Source organism: Bacteroidota bacterium, assembly GCA_018692315.1.
Classification (GTDB): Bacteria; Bacteroidota; Bacteroidia; order Bacteroidales; family JABHKC01; genus JABHKC01.
On record JABHKC010000048.1, the window covers coordinates 24124 to 47626 of the forward strand.

General features: G+C 32.9%; 12 protein-coding genes. 9 read left to right on the plus strand and 3 right to left on the minus strand.

Features of this window, described 5'->3' with window-relative positions; genetic code table 11:
- The first annotated feature begins 11 nt into the window (after nucleotides 1-11).
- The 3 genes from HN894_04395 (at nucleotide 12) to eno (ending at nucleotide 3034) form a co-directional block, all read left to right on the plus strand.
- Nucleotides 12-1007 (plus strand): DNA-directed RNA polymerase subunit alpha, encoded by a 996-nt coding sequence (locus HN894_04395; GenBank protein ID MBT7142557.1) that lies wholly within the window; start codon nucleotides 12-14, stop codon nucleotides 1005-1007.
- Nucleotides 1008-1061: 54 nt separating this feature from the next.
- Nucleotides 1062-1655 carry a 50S ribosomal protein L17 gene (gene rplQ / locus HN894_04400; protein MBT7142558.1) on the plus strand — a complete coding sequence of 198 codons (594 nt, stop codon included), beginning with the start codon at nucleotides 1062-1064 and terminating at the stop codon, nucleotides 1653-1655.
- Between the two features lie 95 nt (nucleotides 1656-1750).
- Complete coding sequence (gene eno / locus HN894_04405; protein MBT7142559.1) at nucleotides 1751-3034, plus strand: phosphopyruvate hydratase; 1284 nt, start codon at nucleotides 1751-1753, stop codon at nucleotides 3032-3034.
- Nucleotides 3035-3240: 206 nt separating this feature from the next.
- Here eno and HN894_04410 read toward each other — a convergent pair whose 3' ends face one another.
- Nucleotides 3241-4005, minus strand: coding sequence for a hypothetical protein (locus HN894_04410; protein MBT7142560.1), 765 nt, complete (start codon nucleotides 4003-4005; stop codon nucleotides 3241-3243).
- A 119-nt stretch (nucleotides 4006-4124) separates the two neighbouring features.
- Here HN894_04410 and HN894_04415 point away from each other — a divergent pair, with 119 nt between their 5' ends.
- The 5 genes from HN894_04415 (at nucleotide 4125) to HN894_04435 (ending at nucleotide 15127) form a co-directional block, all read left to right on the plus strand.
- Nucleotides 4125-10268, plus strand: a complete 6144-nt coding sequence (locus HN894_04415; protein ID MBT7142561.1) for a PKD domain-containing protein — start codon at nucleotides 4125-4127, stop codon at nucleotides 10266-10268.
- Between the two features lie 9 nt (nucleotides 10269-10277).
- Nucleotides 10278-11297 carry a PorP/SprF family type IX secretion system membrane protein gene (locus HN894_04420; protein MBT7142562.1) on the plus strand — a complete coding sequence of 340 codons (1020 nt, stop codon included), beginning with the start codon at nucleotides 10278-10280 and terminating at the stop codon, nucleotides 11295-11297.
- Nucleotides 11298-11306: 9 nt separating this feature from the next.
- Nucleotides 11307-13298 (plus strand): OmpA family protein, encoded by a 1992-nt coding sequence (locus HN894_04425; GenBank protein ID MBT7142563.1) that lies wholly within the window; start codon nucleotides 11307-11309, stop codon nucleotides 13296-13298.
- A 12-nt stretch (nucleotides 13299-13310) separates the two neighbouring features.
- Nucleotides 13311-14531, plus strand: a complete 1221-nt coding sequence (locus tag HN894_04430) for an insulinase family protein (protein ID MBT7142564.1) — start codon at nucleotides 13311-13313, stop codon at nucleotides 14529-14531.
- 182 nt (nucleotides 14532-14713) lie between these two features.
- Nucleotides 14714-15127 carry a YjbQ family protein gene (locus HN894_04435; protein ID MBT7142565.1) on the plus strand — a complete coding sequence of 138 codons (414 nt, stop codon included), beginning with the start codon at nucleotides 14714-14716 and terminating at the stop codon, nucleotides 15125-15127.
- 441 nt (nucleotides 15128-15568) lie between these two features.
- Here the strand turns inward: HN894_04435 and HN894_04440 are convergent, their stop codons facing one another.
- Nucleotides 15569-17422 (minus strand): hypothetical protein, encoded by a 1854-nt coding sequence (locus HN894_04440; GenBank protein ID MBT7142566.1) that lies wholly within the window; start codon nucleotides 17420-17422, stop codon nucleotides 15569-15571.
- Between the two features lie 183 nt (nucleotides 17423-17605).
- The gene (locus HN894_04445; protein MBT7142567.1) at nucleotides 17606-20644 is read right to left on the minus strand and encodes a T9SS type A sorting domain-containing protein; all 3039 of its coding nucleotides are present in this window, start codon (nucleotides 20642-20644) and stop codon (nucleotides 17606-17608) included.
- Nucleotides 20645-21571: 927 nt separating this feature from the next.
- On the opposite strand from HN894_04445, the gene aspS reads away from it, so the two are divergent.
- Nucleotides 21572-23332 carry an aspartate--tRNA ligase gene (gene aspS, locus HN894_04450; protein MBT7142568.1) on the plus strand — a complete coding sequence of 587 codons (1761 nt, stop codon included), beginning with the start codon at nucleotides 21572-21574 and terminating at the stop codon, nucleotides 23330-23332.
- Nucleotides 23333-23503 lie beyond the last annotated feature (171 nt).

Here is a 23503-nt window from a genome sequence, read left to right on the forward strand (position 1 = left end):
AAAAATCAAATATGTCAATATTAGCTTTCCAAAAACCAGATAAAGTTATAATGCTTGATTCAGACGATAAAATCGGCAAGTTTGAATTCAGGCCACTTGAACAAGGATATGGGATCACAATTGGTAATGCTCTCAGAAGAATTTTAATCTCATCTTTAGAAGGATACGCAATTACATCAATTAGAATCGATGGGATTGATCACGAATTTTCTGCTATGGCTGGAATCAGAGAAGATGTTACCGATATAGTATTAAATTTAAAACAAATTCGATTCAAGCAAGAGGTTGAAGATGTTGAAGAAGAAAAGGTTACGATAAACATTACTGGTCAGGACACATTTAAAGGTGGCGACATAGAAAAATTTATAAGCGGCTTTAAAGTACTAAATCCTGAACATGTAATTTGCAATCTTACAAATCCGGATGTGCGATTTCAAATGGAAATGACCATTAAAAAAGGAAGGGGATATGTTACATCTGACGAAAACAAACCTCTTGAACCAGTTATTGGATTAATTCCAGTAGATTCTATTTTTACTCCGATAAAAAATGTAAATTATCACATTGAAGATTATAGGGTTGAACAAAAAACCGACTTCGAAAAACTTGTAATTAATATTGAAACGGATGGCTCAGTAATGCCAAAAGATGCACTTAAAGAAGCGGCAACCATTTTAATCAAACATTTCATGTTGTTTTCAGATGAGAAAATTACAGAAGATGTTGAAGAAAAAGAAGAAACCGAAGAATTTGACGAGGAAATACTTCATATGCGACAGCTTTTAAAAACAAAACTTGTTGATCTTGATTTGTCCGTGAGAGCATTGAATTGTCTTAAAGCTGCCGATGTAGAAACTTTATCCGAATTAGTTGCATTTAATAGAAACGATTTGTTGAAATTTAGAAATTTCGGAAAAAAATCACTAACAGAACTTAACGAAATGTTAGTTACAATGAATTTGGATTTCGGAATGGATATTACAAAATATAAATTAGATCAAGAGTAAAATTTCTCTTTTGACTCAAAATAAAAAATTACAGAAAGCAAAATATAATAAGAAATGAGACACCGAAAAAATTTTAATCATCTAAGTAGAAAAGCGCCCCACAGAAAAGCCATGTTAATGAATATGGCAAATTCGCTTATCAAACATAAAAGAATTTCTACAACAGTTGCAAAAGCTAAAGCTCTTAGAATGTTCGTAGAGCCATTGCTTACAAAATCGAAAGACGATTCAACTCATTCACGTAGAGTTGTGTTTAGTTATTTACAAGACAAAGAGGCTGTTTCTGAATTGTATAGAGAAATTTCTGTAAAAATTGCTGAAAGAAATGGGGGATATACGAGAATTCTAAAAACTGGAAATAGATTAGGCGATAATGCCGAAATGTGCATAATAGAATTGGTTGACTATAATGAAAACATGCTTGCCGAAAAAGATGCTGCACCTAAAAAAGCAACCAGAAGAAGAAAGAAAAGCAAAAAAACTGATGACACTGCTACTTCTGTAGAAACTGCAAAAACTGAAGTTGTAGAAGAGGAGACTAAAGAAACTGCAGAAACTGAGGAAGTAAAAGTAGAAGGAACTGAGGAATCAAAAGTTGAAGAGAAAAAAGAAGAAGATAAAGAAAAACCAAAAGAAGAAAGTAATTAATATTGAAATAGAAATATTATTATATTAAAGGGGGGATAAAAAATATTTTTATCCCCCTTTTTCAGTAAAAAAATGTAAAAATAAAAAAGACAGAAATGGGAAAAATAGCAAATATTTATGCAAGACAGGTTTTGGATTCTAGAGGAAATCCAACAATCGAAGTTGAAGTAATAACAGAGAATGGATTTGGTGGTAGAGCAATAGTTCCATCAGGAGCTTCTACAGGAGTTCACGAAGCCGTTGAACTGAGAGATTTCGACAAACAAAAATATCTTGGAAAAGGAGTTTTAAAAGCTGTAAATAATGTAAATTCAGTTTTAAACGACGAACTAAAAGGAATGTTCGTAACAGAGCAAAACGACATTGATGCTCGAATGATTGAAATTGATGGAACTGAAAACAAAGCCAAACTCGGTGCAAATGCCATACTTGGCGTATCTCTCGCTGTAGCTAAAGCTGGAGCACAATTCACAAATCAAGAATTGTTCAGATATATTGGAGGAGTAAATGCAAATACTCTTCCAATTCCTATGATGAACATATTAAATGGAGGTTCTCATGCCGACAATAAAATTGATATACAAGAATTTATGATTATGCCAACAGGTGCAAAATCATTCAGTGAAGCTCTAAGGATGGGTGTTGAAGTTTTTCATAGTTTAAAATCTGTTTTGAAATCGGAGAATCATTCAACTAATGTTGGCGATGAAGGCGGTTTTGCACCAAATTTAAATTCCAATGAAGAAGCTATTGAAGTTGTAATTAAAGCAATTGAAAAAGCTGGTTATATTCCTGGCAAAGAAATTTATATTGCTCTGGATGCAGCAGCTTCTGAGTTTTACGACAAGAAGAAAAAACTATACCACTTTGATTCTACTATGGAAGACAAAACATCTTTCGAAATGGTTGAATATTGGAAAAAGTGGACAAATGATTATCCAATTTTATCTATCGAAGACGGACTTGACGAAGACGATTGGGACGGTTGGAGACTTTTGACAAAAGAAATTGGTCATAAAGCACAAATTGTTGGAGATGATTTATTTGTTACTAACGTAAAACGTCTTGAAAGAGGAATTCTTGAAAATACTGCAAATTCAATCCTTATAAAAGTAAATCAAATTGGAACTCTTACAGAAACTATAAATGCTGTGAGAATGGCAGATATAAATTCATATACTTCAATTATGAGTCACCGCTCTGGCGAAACTGAAGACACTACAATTGCCGACTTAGCTGTTGCATTAAACACAGGATTAATAAAAACTGGTTCTGCATCACGCTCCGATAGGATTGCAAAATATAACCAATTACTCAGAATTGAGGAAACGCTTGGAAGTTCAGCCAAATATCTTGGTTCGAAATTTAAATTTATTTAATAAATTCATAGTAAATTAAAACCTACTATAAGCTTTTGGTTTATAGTAGGTTTTAGTTCAATTTAGATTTTGTTTATTGCAAAATTGCAATTTCTGGTCAATGCGTTTTTGAAATCAGACGGAGCTATTCAAAAAAAATAATGGTGCTATTTCACTGAAAAAAGAATTATACTCAAAAATTGAAATAATGCTAAGTTAGCATTATTTTATTTTATATACGACCTTTCATTTTCAAGTATATATACCATTTTATTTAATTGAGAAATAGTAAAAACACATCTGCATGAATCATGCGATGACATAATGTTTTCGAACGAATGCCTGTATTTCTGACCAATAGGATCGAATTCTATAAACTTTGGATTGCAATACTCTTGTTCAACATGCTTGTCAGCTTTAGTATCGCACAAAAGATCGCCCGCTTGTTGGCAGTTTGACCCATCGACCAATTCAAGCCCAAAGAAAGTTTCAAATGTATGATACAAACCCAGAAAATGTCCCATCTGGTGTGTTAAACCATTGCCGCTAAATGATTTACTGCTAACAACTATAATATCATCACCACCTGGGAAAAAGCTATGTCCTTCAATTGAATAATTCGCTCCAGACAGTGGAATTGAATCAACAACAAAAACATTTATTACTCCTGCCTTATAATAAAGTGTTCTCAACTCTGGAATCTCTTTATCGAGAGCAAGAATATTGTATTTATAGTTCTCAATAGAATCTATCTCACAATATTTAAAACTAATTCCGGATCGTTTGAAAGCATCGTTTAGCTTAACCAGAGTGTTTTCAATTATTAGAAAATCCGGCTCATATTCATAATTTTCATTAGCTATCAAATGTAAGTGTATGCTTAAATTTCGATGACAAGGATTCATTCCATGTGCAGAAAAATCCTGTGTTAAGCTGGTTTCAAATTGATATTGCACCTGATTTGGGACAACAAAGCAATTTTGTGCTTTCAAGTTTAAACTTAATAAACAAAAAAATAATAAAAATAGGTGGGTTAATTTCAATTTCATAAAAAATTTCTTAAATTTGAAACATAATATATTTATTAAAATGAATATTCAAAATTAATAAAATGTTTTCAAAACATCTAAACATTGTGATTATATTATTGTTGATTGTTTTTAATAATGCAAAATCACAAATAGCAATCACTCCTACCTCTGGATGTTCGCCTCTAACAGGTGTTTTGTTTAATTCTTCCGGATCCGGATTGTCGAACATATTATGGGATTTTGGTGATGGAGCCAGTTCAATTGACACAATTGCTTATCACACATATTCCAATCCTGGAGTATATAATGTAATTATTACAGGACAAAACAATAACGGCAATCAATTTTCAGACACTACAATTATTGAAGTTTTTGAGAATCCTATTGCCAATTTTCAACTTGAAAGTATTAATTTGGCTTGTACACCGTATTCGGCTGCATTCTCCGATAGTTCATACGCAATTGGTGCAGCCAGCATAGTTAGTTCAAACTGGACTTTCGGAGATGGAGCAACTTTACAGAGCAATAACCAGGCAAACGTTTTACACACGTATGTAACAACAGGTTTTTTTGATGTTTCGCTTGAGGTAGTTGATGACAATGGATGTTCTGACTTTATGCTGCTTGATAGTTTATTGACAATATCAAGTCCGCCAAATCCATCAATTTTTTCAAATATTCAAACTGTTACTGACTGCGATATTCCAATACTTGTTACTTTTTTTGGTTTTGCAAACACAAATTCGATTATATCTGATACAATATTCTATTCCTGGGATTTTGATAATGGAATAACAAGTGATTCTACAATTAATATGATTGAGTTTTATGAAGGAAACTACGATGTTTCGCTTGCAGTAACCGACAATTGGGGATGTACAGATACTCAAAGTTATCAATTAGACATAGTTGTTCCCGAAGCAAGTTTTATCATTTCCAATTCAAATGATTTTTATATATGCGATTGTGCGTTTTTTATAAATACAAGTAATTTTTCAACTGTGTACTGGGATTATGGAGACGGAACAGGTGATGTTAGCGGTTTTCATTGCTTTTCAGGACCAGGAAATTATGATGTAACACTTACGGTGGAAGAAGGAAACTGCTTTGATGATACCACTATTACTGTAATTCTGGAAGAAATAGTTGCAAATTTTGAGTATAATCCTGATTATAGCTGTTCAAGTCCTTTAGGAGTCCAGTTTACTGATTTGTCTATTAATGCAACATCATGGATGTATTATTTTGGTGACGGCAATGTTAGCCCATTTCAAAATCCGTTTCACTATTTCTATGATACAGATACAGGATTGTATGATATGCCTCAATTAGACATCTTTCACCCGTACCTTCTTGCCACTGACCAGCATGGATGTAATAATCAATTTTTTCATCCTGATCCTATTATTATTGACCTTCCGGTTGCCTGGTTTATGCCAAATGTAAACTATGGATGTGTTCCTGTAACTGTAGATTTCAGCGATTCATCATATGGAGCTGGCAACATTGCAAACTGGTTTTGGGATTTTGGTGATGGCACAACACTTAATTCAACAAGCGATAATGTATCACATACTTATTCTCAGGTCGGCATATATGAGGTTTATTTAACAATAACAAACGTTTCTGGATGTACAGATATTTCTTACCCAATAGAGATTGAAGTTTTAGATACGAGTGATATTATTTGCAACTTAAACACTCCAGTCATAGATTTATTTGTTTGTGCATGTTTCCCCGAATGTGGAAATTATCCACAAAGCTATTATTCTGCATATGAGCAAATGTTCGACCTTTTTACCGGTTGTGGATCTTTGGCACCTAATGTCTATTCTTTTGCTCAGGATACAGGATTTATTCCCATAGAGTTTTATGAATATTATGATAGCATACTATATCAACACCAGATTGCTTACCCACGAATATTTCTTGAGCCACCACTTGGACATATTTCATATGATTATGATTGTGCTCAACCATACCAGTTTCATTTTCATGCAAATGCAATTGGTGCAGATTCAATAGTTTGGGATTTCGGCGATTTTACAGTAATTGATACCGGAAATGTATCTGATTATTTTCATAATTATAATGATAGGGGAGACTATATTGTTAAGTTGGAAATTCATAATTTTAGCACAGGATGTTTCATTCAGGATAGTCTGACTGTTTATGTCAGGGAAATCTATGCAGATTTTGTTGTTCAAGATGATGGATGTTCAGGAATTCCGGTATTATTTAATGCAAATGACTCAGAAGATTTACATACTGCTTGTTTTACCGGCTACGAATGGGATTTTGGTTATGGAGTAGTAGAAAAGACACCTTTTCCTACAATTTCCCACACTTACCATTCATGGAATTATGGACTGAATATCATAAAACTTACAGTTCAGGATATCAATGGTTGTTTTGACTATCATTTTGACACAATTGACATACATTTTATAAGTGCAAACTTAGAGTTTGATCCGCAATATTTGTGTTCTCCGGGTTATATAAGTGTTAACGATCTGAGTTATGCTGATTCTACAATTGTATCTTGGACATTCAACGTAAGCTCAGGTTTTAATATGAATTATGTGCCTGACTCTCTATATTTTAACTTTTTATATGATACTACGGTAAATGTTTACCTTTTAATTGAAGATACTTTTGGTTGCTATGATACTTTTTGGGATTTGATTCATATCTCAGCCATTGATTTCGAAATTAGTTCAAGTCAGCAGGATATTTGCCCATCAGGAATTTCATTAATTGAAATATCTCAACCATACCCGGGCGTAACCTGGTATTTTGAAGACAGTATCAGTTATCCAAACAATGATACAATGGTTATCCACACATTCGATGATCCTGGATTTTATGATGTAACAGTTGTGGTTGAGAAAAATGACGGATGTAAGGATTCTATAGTGTACCCCAACTTTATTCAAGTTCATGAAAATCCTATTGCACAAATTTTTTCTGATCCTTCCGAAGATACACTTTGTCTCCCTGTGCAGATAACTTTCATCGATTCTTCAATTGTTGATGTATTTGGGTCAAGAGCATGGAATTTCTATAATTCAGCTTCCACTGCTCCAAGTCAAAGTGTGTTTATGCCCTATGAATTTCCGGGAACATATCAGGTTAGCCTGATAGAAACAAGTCAATTTGGCTGTAGCGACACGGTTACAAAAACTTTTGATGTAGAAGGTCCTTTAGCCGAATTTAGTTTAAATCCATCAATAATTTGTCAGGGACATTCTATACAGGTTCAAATGTACGACACGAGCAATATCGTTAGCTGGTCATGGGATTTCGGCGATGGAAATATTGACAGTTCGCAAAGTACTTTTGTTGAGTATTATTACAATCCAAACTTCTATCCAAGCAGTAGTCAAACAATTATTTCATTGATTTATAGTTCGGAAAACTGTGAAGCAACTAAAACAGATTATATTGATTTTTACCCACAAATAGCTGCCGATTTTAGCTTCATTGGCAACAATGATTCCATAATTTGCCTTGGTTCAGCAATAACACTTAACAATACCTCAGTTAATGCAAACAACTGGAACTGGGATATTGGTGATGGTACTACAATTACAAACAATGCTCCTCAAGTTACACATGTTTATCAGGATACAGGATATTATGAAATTAGTCTGATTGCTTCAAATGCAAATTTGTGCTTTGACACAATCAGGCGAAATATTTATGTAACAGACATTAATGCCGATATAGCTGTTAGTCCGCTTTTAATTTGTGATAGCGGAATGGTTCAATTTGTTAATAATTCATTTTCTTACACAGGAATTGAAACTACTTTGTTCAACTTTGGAGATGGTTTTCAGGCAGATAGTTTTACAGTCAATCATTTTTATAACAGTGTTCCAGCAGGTAACCAATACGAAATTGTTTTTACTATAAGCGATTTGGCCGGCTGTTCATCAACAGCAAATCTGGCTGTTCAATTTTCCAGTGCTGATGCAATTTTCTCAGTATCTGATCTTGACATTTGCATAGGTGAACAGATAGATTTTTGGGCAACAAATAATTATCCGATTTATAATTGGGATTTTGGAAATGGCATAAGTTCTACTTCTCAAAATCCTACACTTATATACAGTGCAACCGGAAATTATACAGTTAATCTTGCAGTTGAAGATACATGGGGCTGCATTGATACTTTTCATTATCCTATTGAAATTGCCGTTCACGATATGCCAACAGCTTCCTTTTCATACAGTCCCAATCAAACTGTAAGTTGTATTCCTGCCGAATACATTTTTGAAAATACCAGTTCCTGTCAGGATATGTACACATTAAGCTGGACAATTCCTCCAATGATGTATAGTGCAAATATTGTTGAGTTAACTTGGACAGAAGTTGGCACCTATACTGTTAATCTTCTTGTCAGTACAGCTTTTGGATGTTCTGATTCTTTCAGTAATACATTTACAGTTGAAGGTCCGTCAGCCGATCTTATTTTATCGGCTGATGCAATTTGTATTAATACACCTCTGGGTTTGCAATTGCAAAATCCTGTGGATATTTCGAACTGGGTTTGGGATTTTGGTGATGGGACATTAGACCCAAGCTCAACATCATTTAGCCTAAACCATACATATGGGGGAAATTTTCAGGTAGATAGTATTTTTTATATTTCAGTTATTATCAATTCGCCAAATTGCTCCTATACACTTTTGGATTCTGTTTTGGTGGCTAATCCAATAGCAGATTTTACAACAAATCCTATTGCCTGCCTGGGAACTCAATCGTTTTTTACGAACTTGTCAACTGGTTCAGACGAATGGATTTGGAATTTTGGTGATGGTAGCCCTAATTATACAGGATCGGATGCTTATCATACCTATCAAAGTACAGGGCAGATGACAGTAACTCTATACGCTTATTACAATTCTGTTCAAGGATGTTTTGATTTTGAAACTTTCGATATTAATATAATCTACCCTGAATTAGAAATTTCCTTTGCAAATGATACTTTCTGCCTCGGAAATAGCGAGAATTTCACACTTTCAGTAAATCAAGATGTTGAATCATGGTCAATATTGTTTTACCCAAATTCAACACCACTCAATGGTTCTGGAAATCTATCCGACAATTTTACATTTCCTACCAACGAAAATATAGGTGCCTCAGTTACCCTTAGTGTTACATATTCGGGAGAAGATGGAAATTGCCCCTCGATATTTGAACTTCCGTTAAATTTCTTCGATGTAGAAGCCTTTTTCATTTGCACCAACGAGCCAGATTTAACTATTTGTAAAGGAGATACTTTCTACTTTCAGGAAAATTCAACAAATGCCGATGAGTTTAACTGGGATTTTGGCGATGGAGCCAATGCAAATGGAGAAAATATTTTCCATCCATATGAAACTCCGGGAGAGTATTTTGTTACATTAAACATAGAAAATGCCAGTTGGGGCTGTCAGGATTCATATACTGAAAAAATGATAGTACGTGACGATGCAGTAGTCCTAACTCCTGAGATATGGATATGCGAAGGCGATTTGGCAGAACTTTCAGCAAGTGCTGAAGGAGGCATTACATATTATTTTTGGTCGCCCGATACATTATTTGAGAATCCAGAATCTCCCACCCAGCTGATAATTCTATACAATACTCAAACATTCGAAGTAAGTATTATTGATGGATTTGGTTGCCCTGGCTTTGGCGATTTGAAAGTTAATGTAATAATCACTCCATCTGCAATTTACTGGGATACAAGCGTAATTATTGGCCAAACTGTTCAGTTGGATGCTTGGTTAGGAAACGGATTTGTTTATGAATGGGTTTACGATGAAACACTTGATGCTACCGATATTTACGACCCTATTGTCTTAACTATTGTAGATAATACATATACGGTTTTGGTAACTGACCCAATTAATGATTGTTTTAAAATCACCAATACATACCATATTGATATTTTGCCTGAAACAAGCCTTGATTTACCAACTGTTTTTACTCCAAATAATGACGAAATCAACGATGTTTTTTTTCCACAAGGATGGGGAATCAAAGAAGTTGTGGAAATGAAAGTTTACAACAGATGGGGTGAATTAGTGTATGAATCTTATGATGACAATGCATCTTGGGACGGTACCTACAAAGGTAAAGATCAACCAAACGACACTTATATTTATATTGTAAAAGTTAAATCCTGGCTTGATCAAACATTCGAAAAACGTGGTTACATTAACTTAATCAGATAAAGTTTGATAATGAGAATTGCTATAAATACGATAATAATAGTCCTGATCTGGTCAAGTATTTTTATTAAAAATGCTAATTCTCAGGATATTCACTTTTCGCAATATGATTTTTCTCCGCTAATTCTGAATCCTGCAAACACTGGCAATTTTTATGGTAACTGGCGTTTTAGCAATCTTTTTCGTTCGCAATGGAAGAAATTTGCTGATCCCGGATATCAAACTTTTGGAGTAAGTTTTGATAAAAAATTTGAAAACCTCTTTAAAAACCTGAGTCTCGGCGGTGTTCTGATTTATGATAAATCAGGTTCGATAGATTTAACTGTTACAAAGTTCTTGCTTTCAGCTTCATACAAAAAAGTAGTTGGAAGAAATATTTTCAGAACCGGTATCCAGGGAGGATTGGTTTTTAAGCAATTTACAAATGCTACTTACAGCACACAATTCGATGTTACTACCGGCTCAATCAATCCTTCACTTCCATCTTTAGAAACAGGAATGGATAATAATATAGCTTATCCGGATATGAACGCTGGCATTCTTTGGAAAAGAAAAATTGGTAGATTTGAACCGGAGATAGGAGTGTCTTTTTTTCATATTAATCTTCCAAAAGAAAGATTTACAGATTTGGGAGGAAGGCTCAAAATTAGGTCAATGTACAGCCTTGAAACGAGGATTATTGTAGGAGATTATTTCTCATTGGTTCCAAATATTTATTACCAAAAAACTACGAAGGCTGAAAACATGCTTGCCGGCTGCCGCTTCAGGTTCGATCTAAAAAACAATGCAAGTAAGTTTCATTATATTCTAATGGGTAGTTCGGTCAGAAGTGGATTTGGCAGGCAAACTGATGCTGCAATTGTTTCACTCGCTATAGCAAAAGGCGACTACCTTATAGGTGCAAGTTTTGATATCAATATTTCTGAATTAAAAGCTTATACTCAATCGGTAGGAGGATTTGAGATTGGACTTATTTATACAGGTTTGTCTCATGATATTAATAAAAATTCTCTTCCTTGTTCACGCGAATAAATACAAATTATGGCTTCTTTTTATTATAGAATTACCACCATCATAGTTGTTCTTACATTGCTTTTTTCACAATATTCTTTGTCAAAAGAAAAACCACGCAAATTAAAACGCAAAGCTCGAAGGGCATACATAAAACAAGATTATTATAAAGCAAAAGAGCTTTATGAAAAATATATTGAGCTGAAGCCCGAGAAATATGACAAAATCTATATTCTGGCTGAACTACAAAGACTTACTCGCGATTACAAAAAAGCAAGGGAAAATTATGCAAAACTGGCTGCCAAAAAAAATATTGATTATCCGCTTGCTTCTTATTTTGCTGCCATTTCGTTTCAAATGACAGCTGAATATGCTATAGCTGACAGCTTTTATAATGTGTTTCTCAATAGCAGATCTAAGAATATTTATGACCGAAAATATAGGAAGCTTTCTGAAATAGGGCTGCAATCATGTGCTATTAGTGATTCATTAATAAATTCTCCTGTTGAAGTGGCAATAATTCATCTCGACACCAGTATTAATAAAGCTTATTCCGAATTTTCACCCATTCCGGTCAACGAAAATACTTTTTGGTTTGCAAGCCTTCAATCTGATACATTATTACCTTCTGGCACAGCGAAAAGAAAACAATTCTACAAAGCTGAGAAAATCAGTAACTTATGGAAAAATGCAGGATTGTTAGAAGAAAAATTTAATGATTTGTCATTTTCAAACGGAAACGGATGTTTCTCACCTTATGGCGACAGGTTTTATTTAGCCCGATGCGAAAAAAATCTAAATGACATCAAAATATGCAATATTTATGTGTCTGAATATGAAAAAAATGAATGGCAGAAACCAAAGATATTGCCTGCTCATGTCAATCATCTTGATTTCAATTCTACACAACCCACAATTGGAAGATATTCAAAACATAAAGACAAAGAGATTTTGTATTTTGTGAGCAACAGGCCGGGTGGGAGAGGAGGCTTTGATATTTGGTACACTATCTTTAATAAAAGGAAAAAGACTTATACCGAAGCGAGAAATCTTGGAAGTGATATAAATAGCATAGGAGATGAATTAGCCCCTTTTTATGACATTCGCACCGGTGCTATGTATTTCAGTTCAGATGGATATCCGGGTCTCGGAGGTTTAGATATTTATAAATCATATGGGGAGAAAAAAAACTGGACTAAGCCTGCACAAATTGGCTATCCTTTAAATTCAAGTTACGACGACTTGTATTTTACTACAATGAACAAAGAATATGGATTTTTTGTATCGAACAGAGATGGTGGAGTTTCCTTTCGGAATCAAAACTGCTGCGATGATATTTATTCATTCAGATATACTGCATTCATTCATTTTGCAATTAAAGGGAGTGTTTATGAATTAATTGATGATACAACAAAAAGAAGTCTTGAAAACACCTTGATTTCTATTTATATGATTGATCGTGAAACAGAGGAAGAAATACTAATTTTGGAAAATGAATGTGATGAAAACGGTGATTATCTAATTGATGTAGATGTTGGATATAAATATAAAATTATTGCTTCTAAAGAAGATTATTTTTCAAAAAGTAAAAAAATCAATACAGAAAATATCGATTATAGCGATACATTAATAAATGATTTGATACTTCAAAAAATTCCGAAAAAACCAATCAAGCTTGAAAACATTTATTTTGATTTCGACAGTGCTGAATTACTTGCAAAAGCAAAGTCCTCCATAGATACAACCCTACTGGTTATAATGAATGACAATCCTGAGATGAATATCAAAATTGAAGCACATACCGATTCAAAAGGAAACGATGCGTTTAATATGGATCTCTCAAAAAGGCGTGCAAAATCTATAACAGACTACCTCCTGAAAAAAGGAATTAACAAAAATCGCTTGATTTCTGAAGGTTTTGGAGAAACTCAACCGATAGCTCCAAACAAAAATCCCGATGGTAGCGACAAGCCTGAAGGAAGACAATTGAATCGAAGAATTGAATTTAGGGTGATAAATTAAATTACAAAACATATGCAATACCAAACTCAAACTCTCCCAAACGGAATAAGGTTAATTCATAAACAAACACAGTCGCCAATCGCACATTGTGGAATAATTGTAAACACAGGCTCAAGAGACGAAGATGAGAATGAGCATGGCATGGCTCACCTTACAGAACATGCAATTTTTAAAGGGACAGCCAAACGAAAAAGTTTTCAAATAATTGGACGAGTTGAAGATGTTGGCGGAGAAATCAACGCTTATACTTCTAAGGAGGAAACATTTATTTATTCAAGTTTTCTGAATCAGTATTTCAACCGAACTGTCGAACTACTGAGCGATATTTTTTTTAACTCTATTTTTCCTGATAAGGAGATTCAAAAAGAAATTGATGTAATTATTGATGAGATAAATTCCTACAAAGATTCCCCTTCCGAGTTAATTTACGACGAGTTCGAAGAAATGATTTTCAAAAACAATTCAATTGGCAGGCAAATACTCGGTGAGCCAAAAAAACTCAAGAATTTCAGTAAAACAGAAATACTTAATTTCATCAAGAAAAAATATAATACAGACGAAATTGTTTTTTGTTCAAATGGAAATTTCCCATTCACAAAAGTGAAAAAATGCTTTGAGAAATACTTTTATGACATTCCTCAAAATTTGAGAAATTTTTCAAGAAATTCTTACGGGAATTATTTGCCTGAGAAAAGAATTGAAATAAAAGATACATACCAAACCCACAATATTATTGGAACAACAGCTTATTCGCTGAAAGATAAAAATAGAGTTGCTTTAGTTTTGTTAAATAATATTATTGGCGGTCAGAATATGAATTCGCGACTCAATGTTGCTTTGCGCGAAAAAACAGGCTATTCTTATAATGTAGAATCAAATTATCTTCCATATACCGATACAGGCGTTTTTCATGTGTATTTTAGTTGCGATGAGTTGAATTTGCAAAAAAGTAACGATTTGGTTTTAAGAGAATTTGCTAAGTTGAAAACTAAAAAATTAGGAATAATTCAATTAGCAAAGGCAAAGCGACAATTAATTGGGCAAATTGCAATTTCGTACGAGAGCAATGTAAGTTTGCTTCTTTCAATGGGAAAAAACTTTTTGCATTTCAATAAAGTTGAAAGTTTGGAAAATATATTCAAAAAAATTGAAGCTGTAAGTTCCGAACTATTAATCGAAATCTCTAACGAAATTTTAGACTCACAAAAGCTTTCATTTTTATGCTATAAATAAATAAGGGGACTTCTTAAAATAGCAAATTTCAAGGCGTAAGAAATTTCAAAACCGTAGTTTACTATTGTAAATGAGGATTTTGAAATTTTGAAAAAACGAAGAAATTTGCATTTTTAGAAGTTCCCATAATTATTTTTTATTGCTGAATCTTACGAATTAATTTCACAAAATAAAACAAAGCCATGCTCGAACAATTTGAAATAAAATTGCCATCATTCAAAAGAGGTTATCATTTGATAACAAACATATTAGAAGAAAATATCCCTGCACTTCCCGAGAAGGGGATAATCAATATTTTTATAAAACATACATCGGCAGGAATTACGATAAACGAAAATGCCGATCCATCGGTTAGAGATGATTTCGAATCATTTATGAATTGGCTAATTCCTGAAAATCATAAAACTTATACACATGTTTTCGAAGGAGCTGACGATATGCCGGCACATCTGAAAGCTTCACTAATTGGGCAAACTTTAACAATTCCAATTTCGAATCATCAACTTAATCTTGGCACATGGCAGGGAATTTACCTATGTGAATTTAGAAACTACGGTGGACGGCGAAAACTACAAATTACGATTGTTGGGGAATAGCAAGAGGACAGTTCGAGAGCCTCACTGTCCTAACATGCCTACCGCAAGTTTGTAACTTGTGGTCATCATAGTAAAAAGTCCCTGCGGGTTTTCAAAACCCGCAGGGTGGGGTGAACGAAATCGCGACATTTTATTTTTTTTCTTCGTTCACATATTTTAAGCTCCAAAGGAGCGAAATCAATAGCAAAGAGTGAAGCCCTTTGTGAAAAAACAAATAATTATTCAAGCCCCAAAGGGGTGTAATCGTCTGATAAACATTATATTTCGCCCCGTTGGGGCTTGATTATTGTTGCTATATTATTCGTAGGGCTTACACCCTACGCTTTTATATTTCGCTCCTTTGGAGCTTTACTTTTTAAGTTCAAATATTTTTTTGAACGTATATTTTTTTGAAAATATTCTGATTTCTTTCACCCCACCCGCAGGGACTGGTGCCAGCTTCTAATTAGCCGGATAAACCAAAGTAGCTACATCCTCCATTTTTATTGGATAACCTTCGCCGGGATACATATTTCCAATATTGTTAATGCTGTACATTGGCCAATAAACTAAACCAAGATCATTTTTTACCATTATGATAATATTTGAAATGCCGGTTAGCATGCTATCAATATCTCCGCTTGACTGACGCAGATAAGCCATAATATTCCAGCCGGCTTGTAAATTTATAGATGTAACTTCCGGCACAACTGCAACTCCGGTAACTTCAAGAATATTAAAAGCATCCATTTTTACGATATAGCCTTCGCCAATTGTTAAATCTCCAATATTATTAATTCCGTAAATTGGCCAATAAACCAGACCTGCCTCATCTTTCATAATTATAAGATTGGTATCAATATCAATAAAAACAGAATCAAGATTTGGGATATCAATATCAATAAAAGTAGAAATAATAGACCAGCCCTGAACAAGGTCGATAGATTGACTGGCCGGTTCAGGATAATTTTGAGAAATTTTTGCGAGAAAAATATCTGTCCATGCAAAATGACCATAAACTGTATCATTATCAATGGATAATTCTCCAGCATAATCGCCACAAAGGTATATATCATTATCGTAGATACTAATATCTCTTGGACGATTATATTCACCTGCAATATTTTTTACCCACAGTACATCACCTGATGAACTATACTTTGCGACAAATGAGTTTTGATAAGCAGAATACGGAAGGGTAAAGGTATCTAATTGAATTAAGCTAGTTAACCAATTGCTATAACCTCCTAAAAGATAAATATCATTATTATTATCAATAGCAAGGTACCCGCAATAGCATTCACTTCCATATCCAAAGTTAGTCCAAATAATATTACCTACAGTATCTAATTTTGCAGCGAAAAAGTGCCGTGCATTTAGACCTGTATTAGAAGTCCAGACAGTATCATTATCTATCATAAATAATGTACTACTCTGATTCCATCCAATAATAACTAAATTATTTTCTGTATCCATTTTCATATCAGTTATAAAACCTTCAATAGATTTGCCCCAAACACCATTTCCATTTGAATCTATTTTTACAAGAAAAGTGCCTCCTCCGAGAGTTGGTGTTAAAGAAATATTTGCAAATGTGAATGAAGAATAAAATATTCCTGATATATATACGTATCCATAATTATCAATTAATATTTTTTTTGGTTCGCTACTAATTGAGGACATTTCACCACTAATTAACCAGTCCTGATTGCCAATAGAATCATATTTTGCTAAGAATATATCTCCAATACCATTTGGATTATTAACAATGCTTGAACCAAAAGAAATAGATGGGCTTTCAAATTCTCCAATAACATATAAATTATTATTGTTATCATATTCAAAATCGACTGCCCAATCATTTCCAGTGCCACCAAAAACTTTTACCCACAATGGATTGTCATTAATGTCATATTTCCAAATTGCAGCATCTTGTTGCCCAAATCCAACAATTCCACTTGTATTTCCAAACTGATTTGGTGAAAGGAGCCACCAGAAATTGGCAGACATAATGCCATCTCTATATTTAAATTTTTGGTTATAAGTATTAAAATCCACAACAATAGAATTGATTGCACTTCCGTCATCATTAACAACAACCATACTTTGATTAGTGATTTGTATTGTATCTATCATAAAAGATTGAAATACACCACCAAACAACATATAACAATTACCACTACTATCATTATCAATTACATAAGGATATTCTTCCCAATTTGAACCGGCAGAAAGTATCCATTCGCATTCTACTTCTTGTGTAAAAGACTGAAGGCTTATAATTAATGTAAGTACTATTAAAATAAAGATTTTCATAATTAATTTTTTTAAACAAAATTAGTATTCTTTTAGCTATTTTCAAATTATTAATATGTAAGTCATCGGATGACTTATACAATCTCATAAATAGTCATCCGATGACATACAGATTTTAGGTAATACTTCGCTACAAGAATTATACTTAATAAAATTGTAAGGAAATATTACAAAAAAATTCAATTACAATATCACGATTTTTTTTGTAGTATTATAACTTTTTGATGAAAGTTTAATTAGATATGTGCCTGGTGAAAGAGAACCAAGCTGATAGTTATAGGAATGATATCCTTTTGTCAATTCCTTTGAAATAATATTATCTATCTTTGATCCAAACATATCAAATAAATTAACTTTTATAGATTCTTTTTTTAGAAGGTAGAAATTTATTTTAAAATTGTCTTTGCAAGGATTTGGAGAAATCGGATAAAAAACTACAGATTCCGGAACAATTTCTTGCATTTTTCCTGCAATACTTATTCCATCATTTTCATATTTTTCGCTACCTTCAATCCATTCGGGAACTTTAAATTCTCGTTCTATACCGGAAAATGAATTATAAACTTTTATAGCGAATTTTTCATTTTCATTAAGCCCTTCCTTTATATTTGAACTTTTATCATCTCCATGAACTAAAAATATAATATTCTTGCTTTCGAAAACTGCTGCCCCACATAGATTGCCCTGAGAATCGAAAACACCGATTTCATCACCATGATCAGGTATATAATCCCATGAATCTATAGGTATGCCTAAGCCCATTGTATTATATGTTTTGAAATAGTCCTGATAATATGAAATTTCAGGTTTTTCCATTGGCAAATTATAAGTTTTCGTTACAGTATTTGGATAAATTAATGTAACTGGATTTGATGGATTAGAAACGAGTTTACAATAATAGCCTTCGCCTGGTTTCATTTCACCAATTTGATTTACCCAACCTGGAAAATAAATGAAACCAACATCATCTTTAACATACATAACATCAGTAGCAACATTAGCGATCATTGTTTCAATCATCTCATCAGTATAACGTAAATAGCCAAATAAACTTTCCTGATCCTCTAATAGTATTGGATAATTATATGGAACTTTTGCACCGATAATTCTAAGATCGTGTGTTAGTTCATTCATATGAATTTTAAATCCTTCGCCAGGTATTATATCATTTATTTCATTTATTACATCTGGTATATATTGTTTTATATCCTGATTTCCATTTTGAAGACCATTCTTATATCGCTGAATTTCATCAACATAAGGTTCAATCTCTTTTAAAACGAATTCAATTTCAGGACATAAGGGATGTATATATGTCGAAATATAATCCCAGGTTTTTCCAAGTTCAATTTTTTGTTGATTAGAAACAAGTTCGAAAAGTTGTGAATTGCCACTTGCTGTGAACGTTACGAAATCATAACTAAGGTTTGTGCCCCAAGCAGAATATTCAATGTTTTCATTTTTGTCATGAATTACCCATGTTATCCTCTCGTTTGGTTCAAATCCATCATCGGCTCCAGTACTTGATTCACCATATGCTATTACAGTGGTACCGCTTGTTGTACTCCATTCGGCATATCCGCCACAAGCCATATCATATTCGCTGGTCATATAAAAAACTCCAATTATATCCCCATCCTCAAGTGGCACTTGTTGATTTGTCGCTAAATCAACTTTTCTCATACCTGTGGTACTAGGTATTACAATTGTATGAGTTGATCCTGAAGTTTGATGTTGCCATTGTAATATGCTTGTTTCGAATGCCCCTTTATCTAAACCATAACAAGTTGGTCTGCTTTTGTAGTTTTGATCAAATTCGATTGGATAATCAAAAGCATTATCAATACAAGGAGAATACATAGACAAATTATAATCCGAATTTAACGCATCAATAAATTTAACATCAGAGATATCGTCAGTACCGTAATTATCACTATTAGTCCATGTCGATAGTCCATTAATAATATTAATATCAGTATTTGAAGAGTTATGAACAATAATATTATTGAATATTTTTTTTATAGATGGCCATGAATTTTGAATATATATTCCATCTTCCTCCGAATCAATAATTGTATTATTATATATACTATATCCATTACCAGCACTATAACTATAAACAGGATTTTCTGAATACCAATTAATATATATTCCATGACCATCATCAGTATTAGGCACATTCCCAGCATCTTTTATTACATTGTTAAAGATATTAATATCATATGAGCTTTTTGAACCAATACCTTCTCCGGTTCCGTTTTCAATCCAGTTGTTATAAACTGAAGCTTGAAAAGTTCCTCCACCGATAAAAATACCTGCATTATTCATACCGTCTTTTAGTCCATAGTTTTTTATTACATTATCATGGATCACTATTCCAAGACTATCATTTGATATTTTTATTCCTGTTGCACCAGTGTTTTCGGTAATATTACCATAAACTTGTATGTTTTTCAATTCAGCCCAAAATATTTTATAGCTTGTTTGTCCACAAGTTAAAGTAGAATATTGATAAGGATAGGAATGTCCAATATACATGCCTTCTTTTCCCACATCATGAATATAATTGTTTCTTAAAATAACATTTTCAATAAAATATCCTTCAGTAAAAATATTAGTTGATAAATCTATATAATTTCCCCATCTTTCAAAAATATTTTGTGGAGCACATCCCCCTCCACCTACATGATAATAAGGAAGTGGATCATTAATATATATCCCTGCTGTATTATTACTAGATACTAATATGTCATTAGGATCACCATAGATTTCAATATTTTCAATTATAAAGTCATGGCACTTACCATCAAATGATATTCCATCTGTATAAGCTCCATTTTTTTTTGTATAAAGTTTTATTCCATATGGATCAGAAGTATTGGTACTACTTGTTAATACAAAGTTCGTGCAATTTCTAAAAACAATGCAAAAACCATTTCCTCCTCCTGATGTTGTTGTTCCATTTATTACAACAGGAATATTACTCTTGTTAACAATATATGTATAACCATCACTATTATTAGGAGCTCCGGTAATATCTTTAAAATAAATGTTATTTCTTTCGCCATTGACATCTCCTTGAATATAGATTGTATCTCTTGCTGTTTGGTTATATGATTCATCAAACGAGGGATCAGTTGCATCAATAGGATATGTGCTATACTGTGCCATAATACTATTAACTATTATTAATAATAAACTAAGAATTAAATACTTTTTCATTTTGCTAAATTTTAAATTAATACTATTCTAATTGTGTTTTTTCATTGTGTTTTGATATTGCAAATAAGATTTTTTTCATATCAAGTTTATCCTCAAAAAAGTTTATTAAACATCGGAAAAAAATCTATCAAAAAATTGCTTTCCTTTTTTGAGGTAAATTCAGTCGAATTTGTTTTTCCCCAATTCAAAAATGTTAATACTCTTTGGGAAATAGTATTCGGTCTTATTTTGAAAAAATAAAAGAAGCCTGCAAGACTTACCGATAAAGAAGTGAGGTGAGGGCACCGGCAAGTTTGCAAGCTTCTAAGGAAATTTAATTAATTCAAGTGTTATTTTTAATTGAATCTCCTGTATTTGTAAACCATATAATGTTATCAAGTATCTCAAACATATTTCAAATGTTCGAATTAAGCTAACAATTTCAAATTTCATTATTATTTTCACTTCTTTTAGTTTTATTCCGATTTTTATCTGAATTTCAAAAAACTAAACCCTCTCATATAGTAATAACAAAAAGCCCAAAAATCTTTCATGTTTTTTGGTAATTATTTGCAAAAAAATCTTGTAAGCGTTTGAGTGTTAGGGAGGAAAAAAATTAAAAATTTTTATGCAAGTTGAATTTTTGCAGTTTTTTTAAGGGATTTCTGCTTTCGCAGGAATTTTTGATGGGAGCAATTGTTTTTCCAATATCCAATATCAAACACGGAATATTCAGCATTTTCTTATTAACAAAAGTTTTGTTAAAAAACAAAACCCTCAATATGGCGATACTATTTCTCGAATCCTTAATTCTAACTGGATTTTCAGAATTTCTCTGTAAATTATCAAACTTTTTCAGCAAGCTTACTTTTAGCTACAGAAAAACCAAAAAAAACCTAAACCGAAAAATTATAATATTTTTGTCGCAAAATTTATAAAAAGAAATGTATGCTTAGAACAAATACTTGCGGAGAATTAAACATCAACAATATAGATTCAAATGTTACACTTTGCGGATGGGTGCAAAAATCAAGAGACCTTGGAGGTATGACTTTCATTGATGTCCGCGACAGATATGGAATCACACAATTGGTTTTCGATATGGAATCGAAACCGGAATTATGCAAACAAGCCAGACAAGTTGGAAGGGAATTTGTAATTTCTGCCACTGGAAAGGTTCGTGAAAGATCGAATAAAAATTTGAAAATCAGTACCGGGGAAATTGAAATTGATGTTGATAAGCTTACAATTTTAAACAAATCGGAAATTCCACCATTTACAATAGATGATAAAACTGATGGTGGCGATGAACTTAGAATGAAATATCGATATTTAGACCTTCGCAGAAATGTAGTAAGAAATAATATAAAACTTCGACACAAAATGGCATTCGAGGTGAGAAATTATCTTAACAGCCTGGATTTTATTGAGGTTGAAACTCCTGTTTTGATAAAATCGACACCTGAAGGTGCCAGAGATTTTATAGTTCCTTCACGAATGAATAAAAATGAGTTTTATGCTTTGCCTCAATCACCGCAGGTATTTAAGCAACTGCTGATGGTGGCAGGATTCGACAAATATTTTCAAGTTGTTAAATGCTTTCGAGACGAAGATCTTAGAGCTGACCGCCAACCTGAATTTACCCAAATAGACTGTGAAATGTCATTCGTAGAGCAAGAAGATGTTTTAAATACATTCGAAGGACTTGCCAAACATTTGTTCAAATCAATTATGAATATTGAAATTCCTGAAACATTTGCGAGAATTTCTTTTTCAGATGCTATGAAATATTATGGTTCGGATAAACCCGATTTAAGATTTGAAATGAAAATTTCGGAAATTTCTGAGGCAGCCAAAGGAAATAATTTTGAGTTGTTCGAAAGTGCAGAATACATAGGTGGAATTTGTGCAGAAAATTGTGGTACGTATTCAAGAAAACAATTAGATAAGCTCACAAAATTTGTTCAGAAACCACAAATTGGAGCAAAAGGTTTGATTTACATAAAGTGCAATGCTGATGGAAGTTTTAAGTCCTCAGTCGATAAATTCTATAGTCAAGACGATTTGCAAAATCTTGCAAAATTATTCTATGCAAAAGCTGGCGATTTAATTCTAATTCTGGCAGGAGAAAAAAATCATACTCTGAAAGCATTGTGTGAACTACGTCTCGAAATGGGAGAAAGATTAGAATTGCGAGATAGAAACAAATTTGTGCCACTTTGGGTAACAGATTTTCCATTGCTCGAATGGGACGAGGAAACTCAAAGATTCCATGCAATGCACCATCCTTTTACTTCTCCAAAAAACGAAGATATTGAAAATTTGGAAAGAGAGCCCGAAAAAGTGAGAGCAAACGCCTACGATTTAGTAATAAATGGAGTTGAAATCGGTGGTGGATCTATAAGAATTTTCGACAAGGAACTTCAGCAAAAAATGTTTAAACTACTTGGCTTCACAGATGAAGAGGCAGAGTCTCAATTCGGATTTCTGATGAATGCTTTTAGATATGGAGCACCTCCACACGGTGGAATTGCATTTGGTTTCGACCGATGGGCAGCTCTTTTTGGTGGATCCGATTCGATACGCGATTTTATTGCATTCCCGAAAAACAATTCAGGTAGAGATGTTATGATTGATTCGCCTTCGAAAATATCAATTGACCAACTAAAAGAATTATCTTTGAAAATAGATAGCCAAGAAAAAATATAATTAGTTGAAAATCAAATTATTTACAAATTGAATTTTTATCTTGTGCTTTTTACTAGTGTCAAGTTAAGTGTAGAGTATGATGTAAATGTTGCAGTTAATTTTTGAATTTTGTAATATGATAAAAAGTAAGCATAGCCATAGCTACGTGAATCTTTTTATCATGAAACAAAA

Bases quoted from the DNA above. Each gene is read 5' to 3' on its own strand.
- HN894_04395 (MBT7142557.1), top strand. From the start codon at position 12: ATGTCAATATTAGCTTTCCAAAAACCAGATAAAGTTATAATGCTTGAT.
- rplQ (MBT7142558.1), top strand. From the start codon at position 1,062: ATGAGACACCGAAAAAATTTTAATCATCTAAGTAGAAAAGCGCCCCAC.
- eno (MBT7142559.1), top strand. From the start codon at position 1,751: ATGGGAAAAATAGCAAATATTTATGCAAGACAGGTTTTGGATTCTAGA.
- HN894_04415 (MBT7142561.1), top strand. From the start codon at position 4,125: ATGTTTTCAAAACATCTAAACATTGTGATTATATTATTGTTGATTGTT.
- HN894_04420 (MBT7142562.1), top strand. From the start codon at position 10,278: ATGAGAATTGCTATAAATACGATAATAATAGTCCTGATCTGGTCAAGT.
- HN894_04425 (MBT7142563.1), top strand. From the start codon at position 11,307: ATGGCTTCTTTTTATTATAGAATTACCACCATCATAGTTGTTCTTACA.
- HN894_04430 (MBT7142564.1), top strand. From the start codon at position 13,311: ATGCAATACCAAACTCAAACTCTCCCAAACGGAATAAGGTTAATTCAT.
- HN894_04435 (MBT7142565.1), top strand. From the start codon at position 14,714: ATGCTCGAACAATTTGAAATAAAATTGCCATCATTCAAAAGAGGTTAT.
- HN894_04440 (MBT7142566.1), bottom strand. From the start codon at position 17,422: ATGAAAATCTTTATTTTAATAGTACTTACATTAATTATAAGCCTTCAG.
- HN894_04445 (MBT7142567.1), bottom strand. From the start codon at position 20,644: ATGAAAAAGTATTTAATTCTTAGTTTATTATTAATAATAGTTAATAGT.
- aspS (MBT7142568.1), top strand. From the start codon at position 21,572: ATGCTTAGAACAAATACTTGCGGAGAATTAAACATCAACAATATAGAT.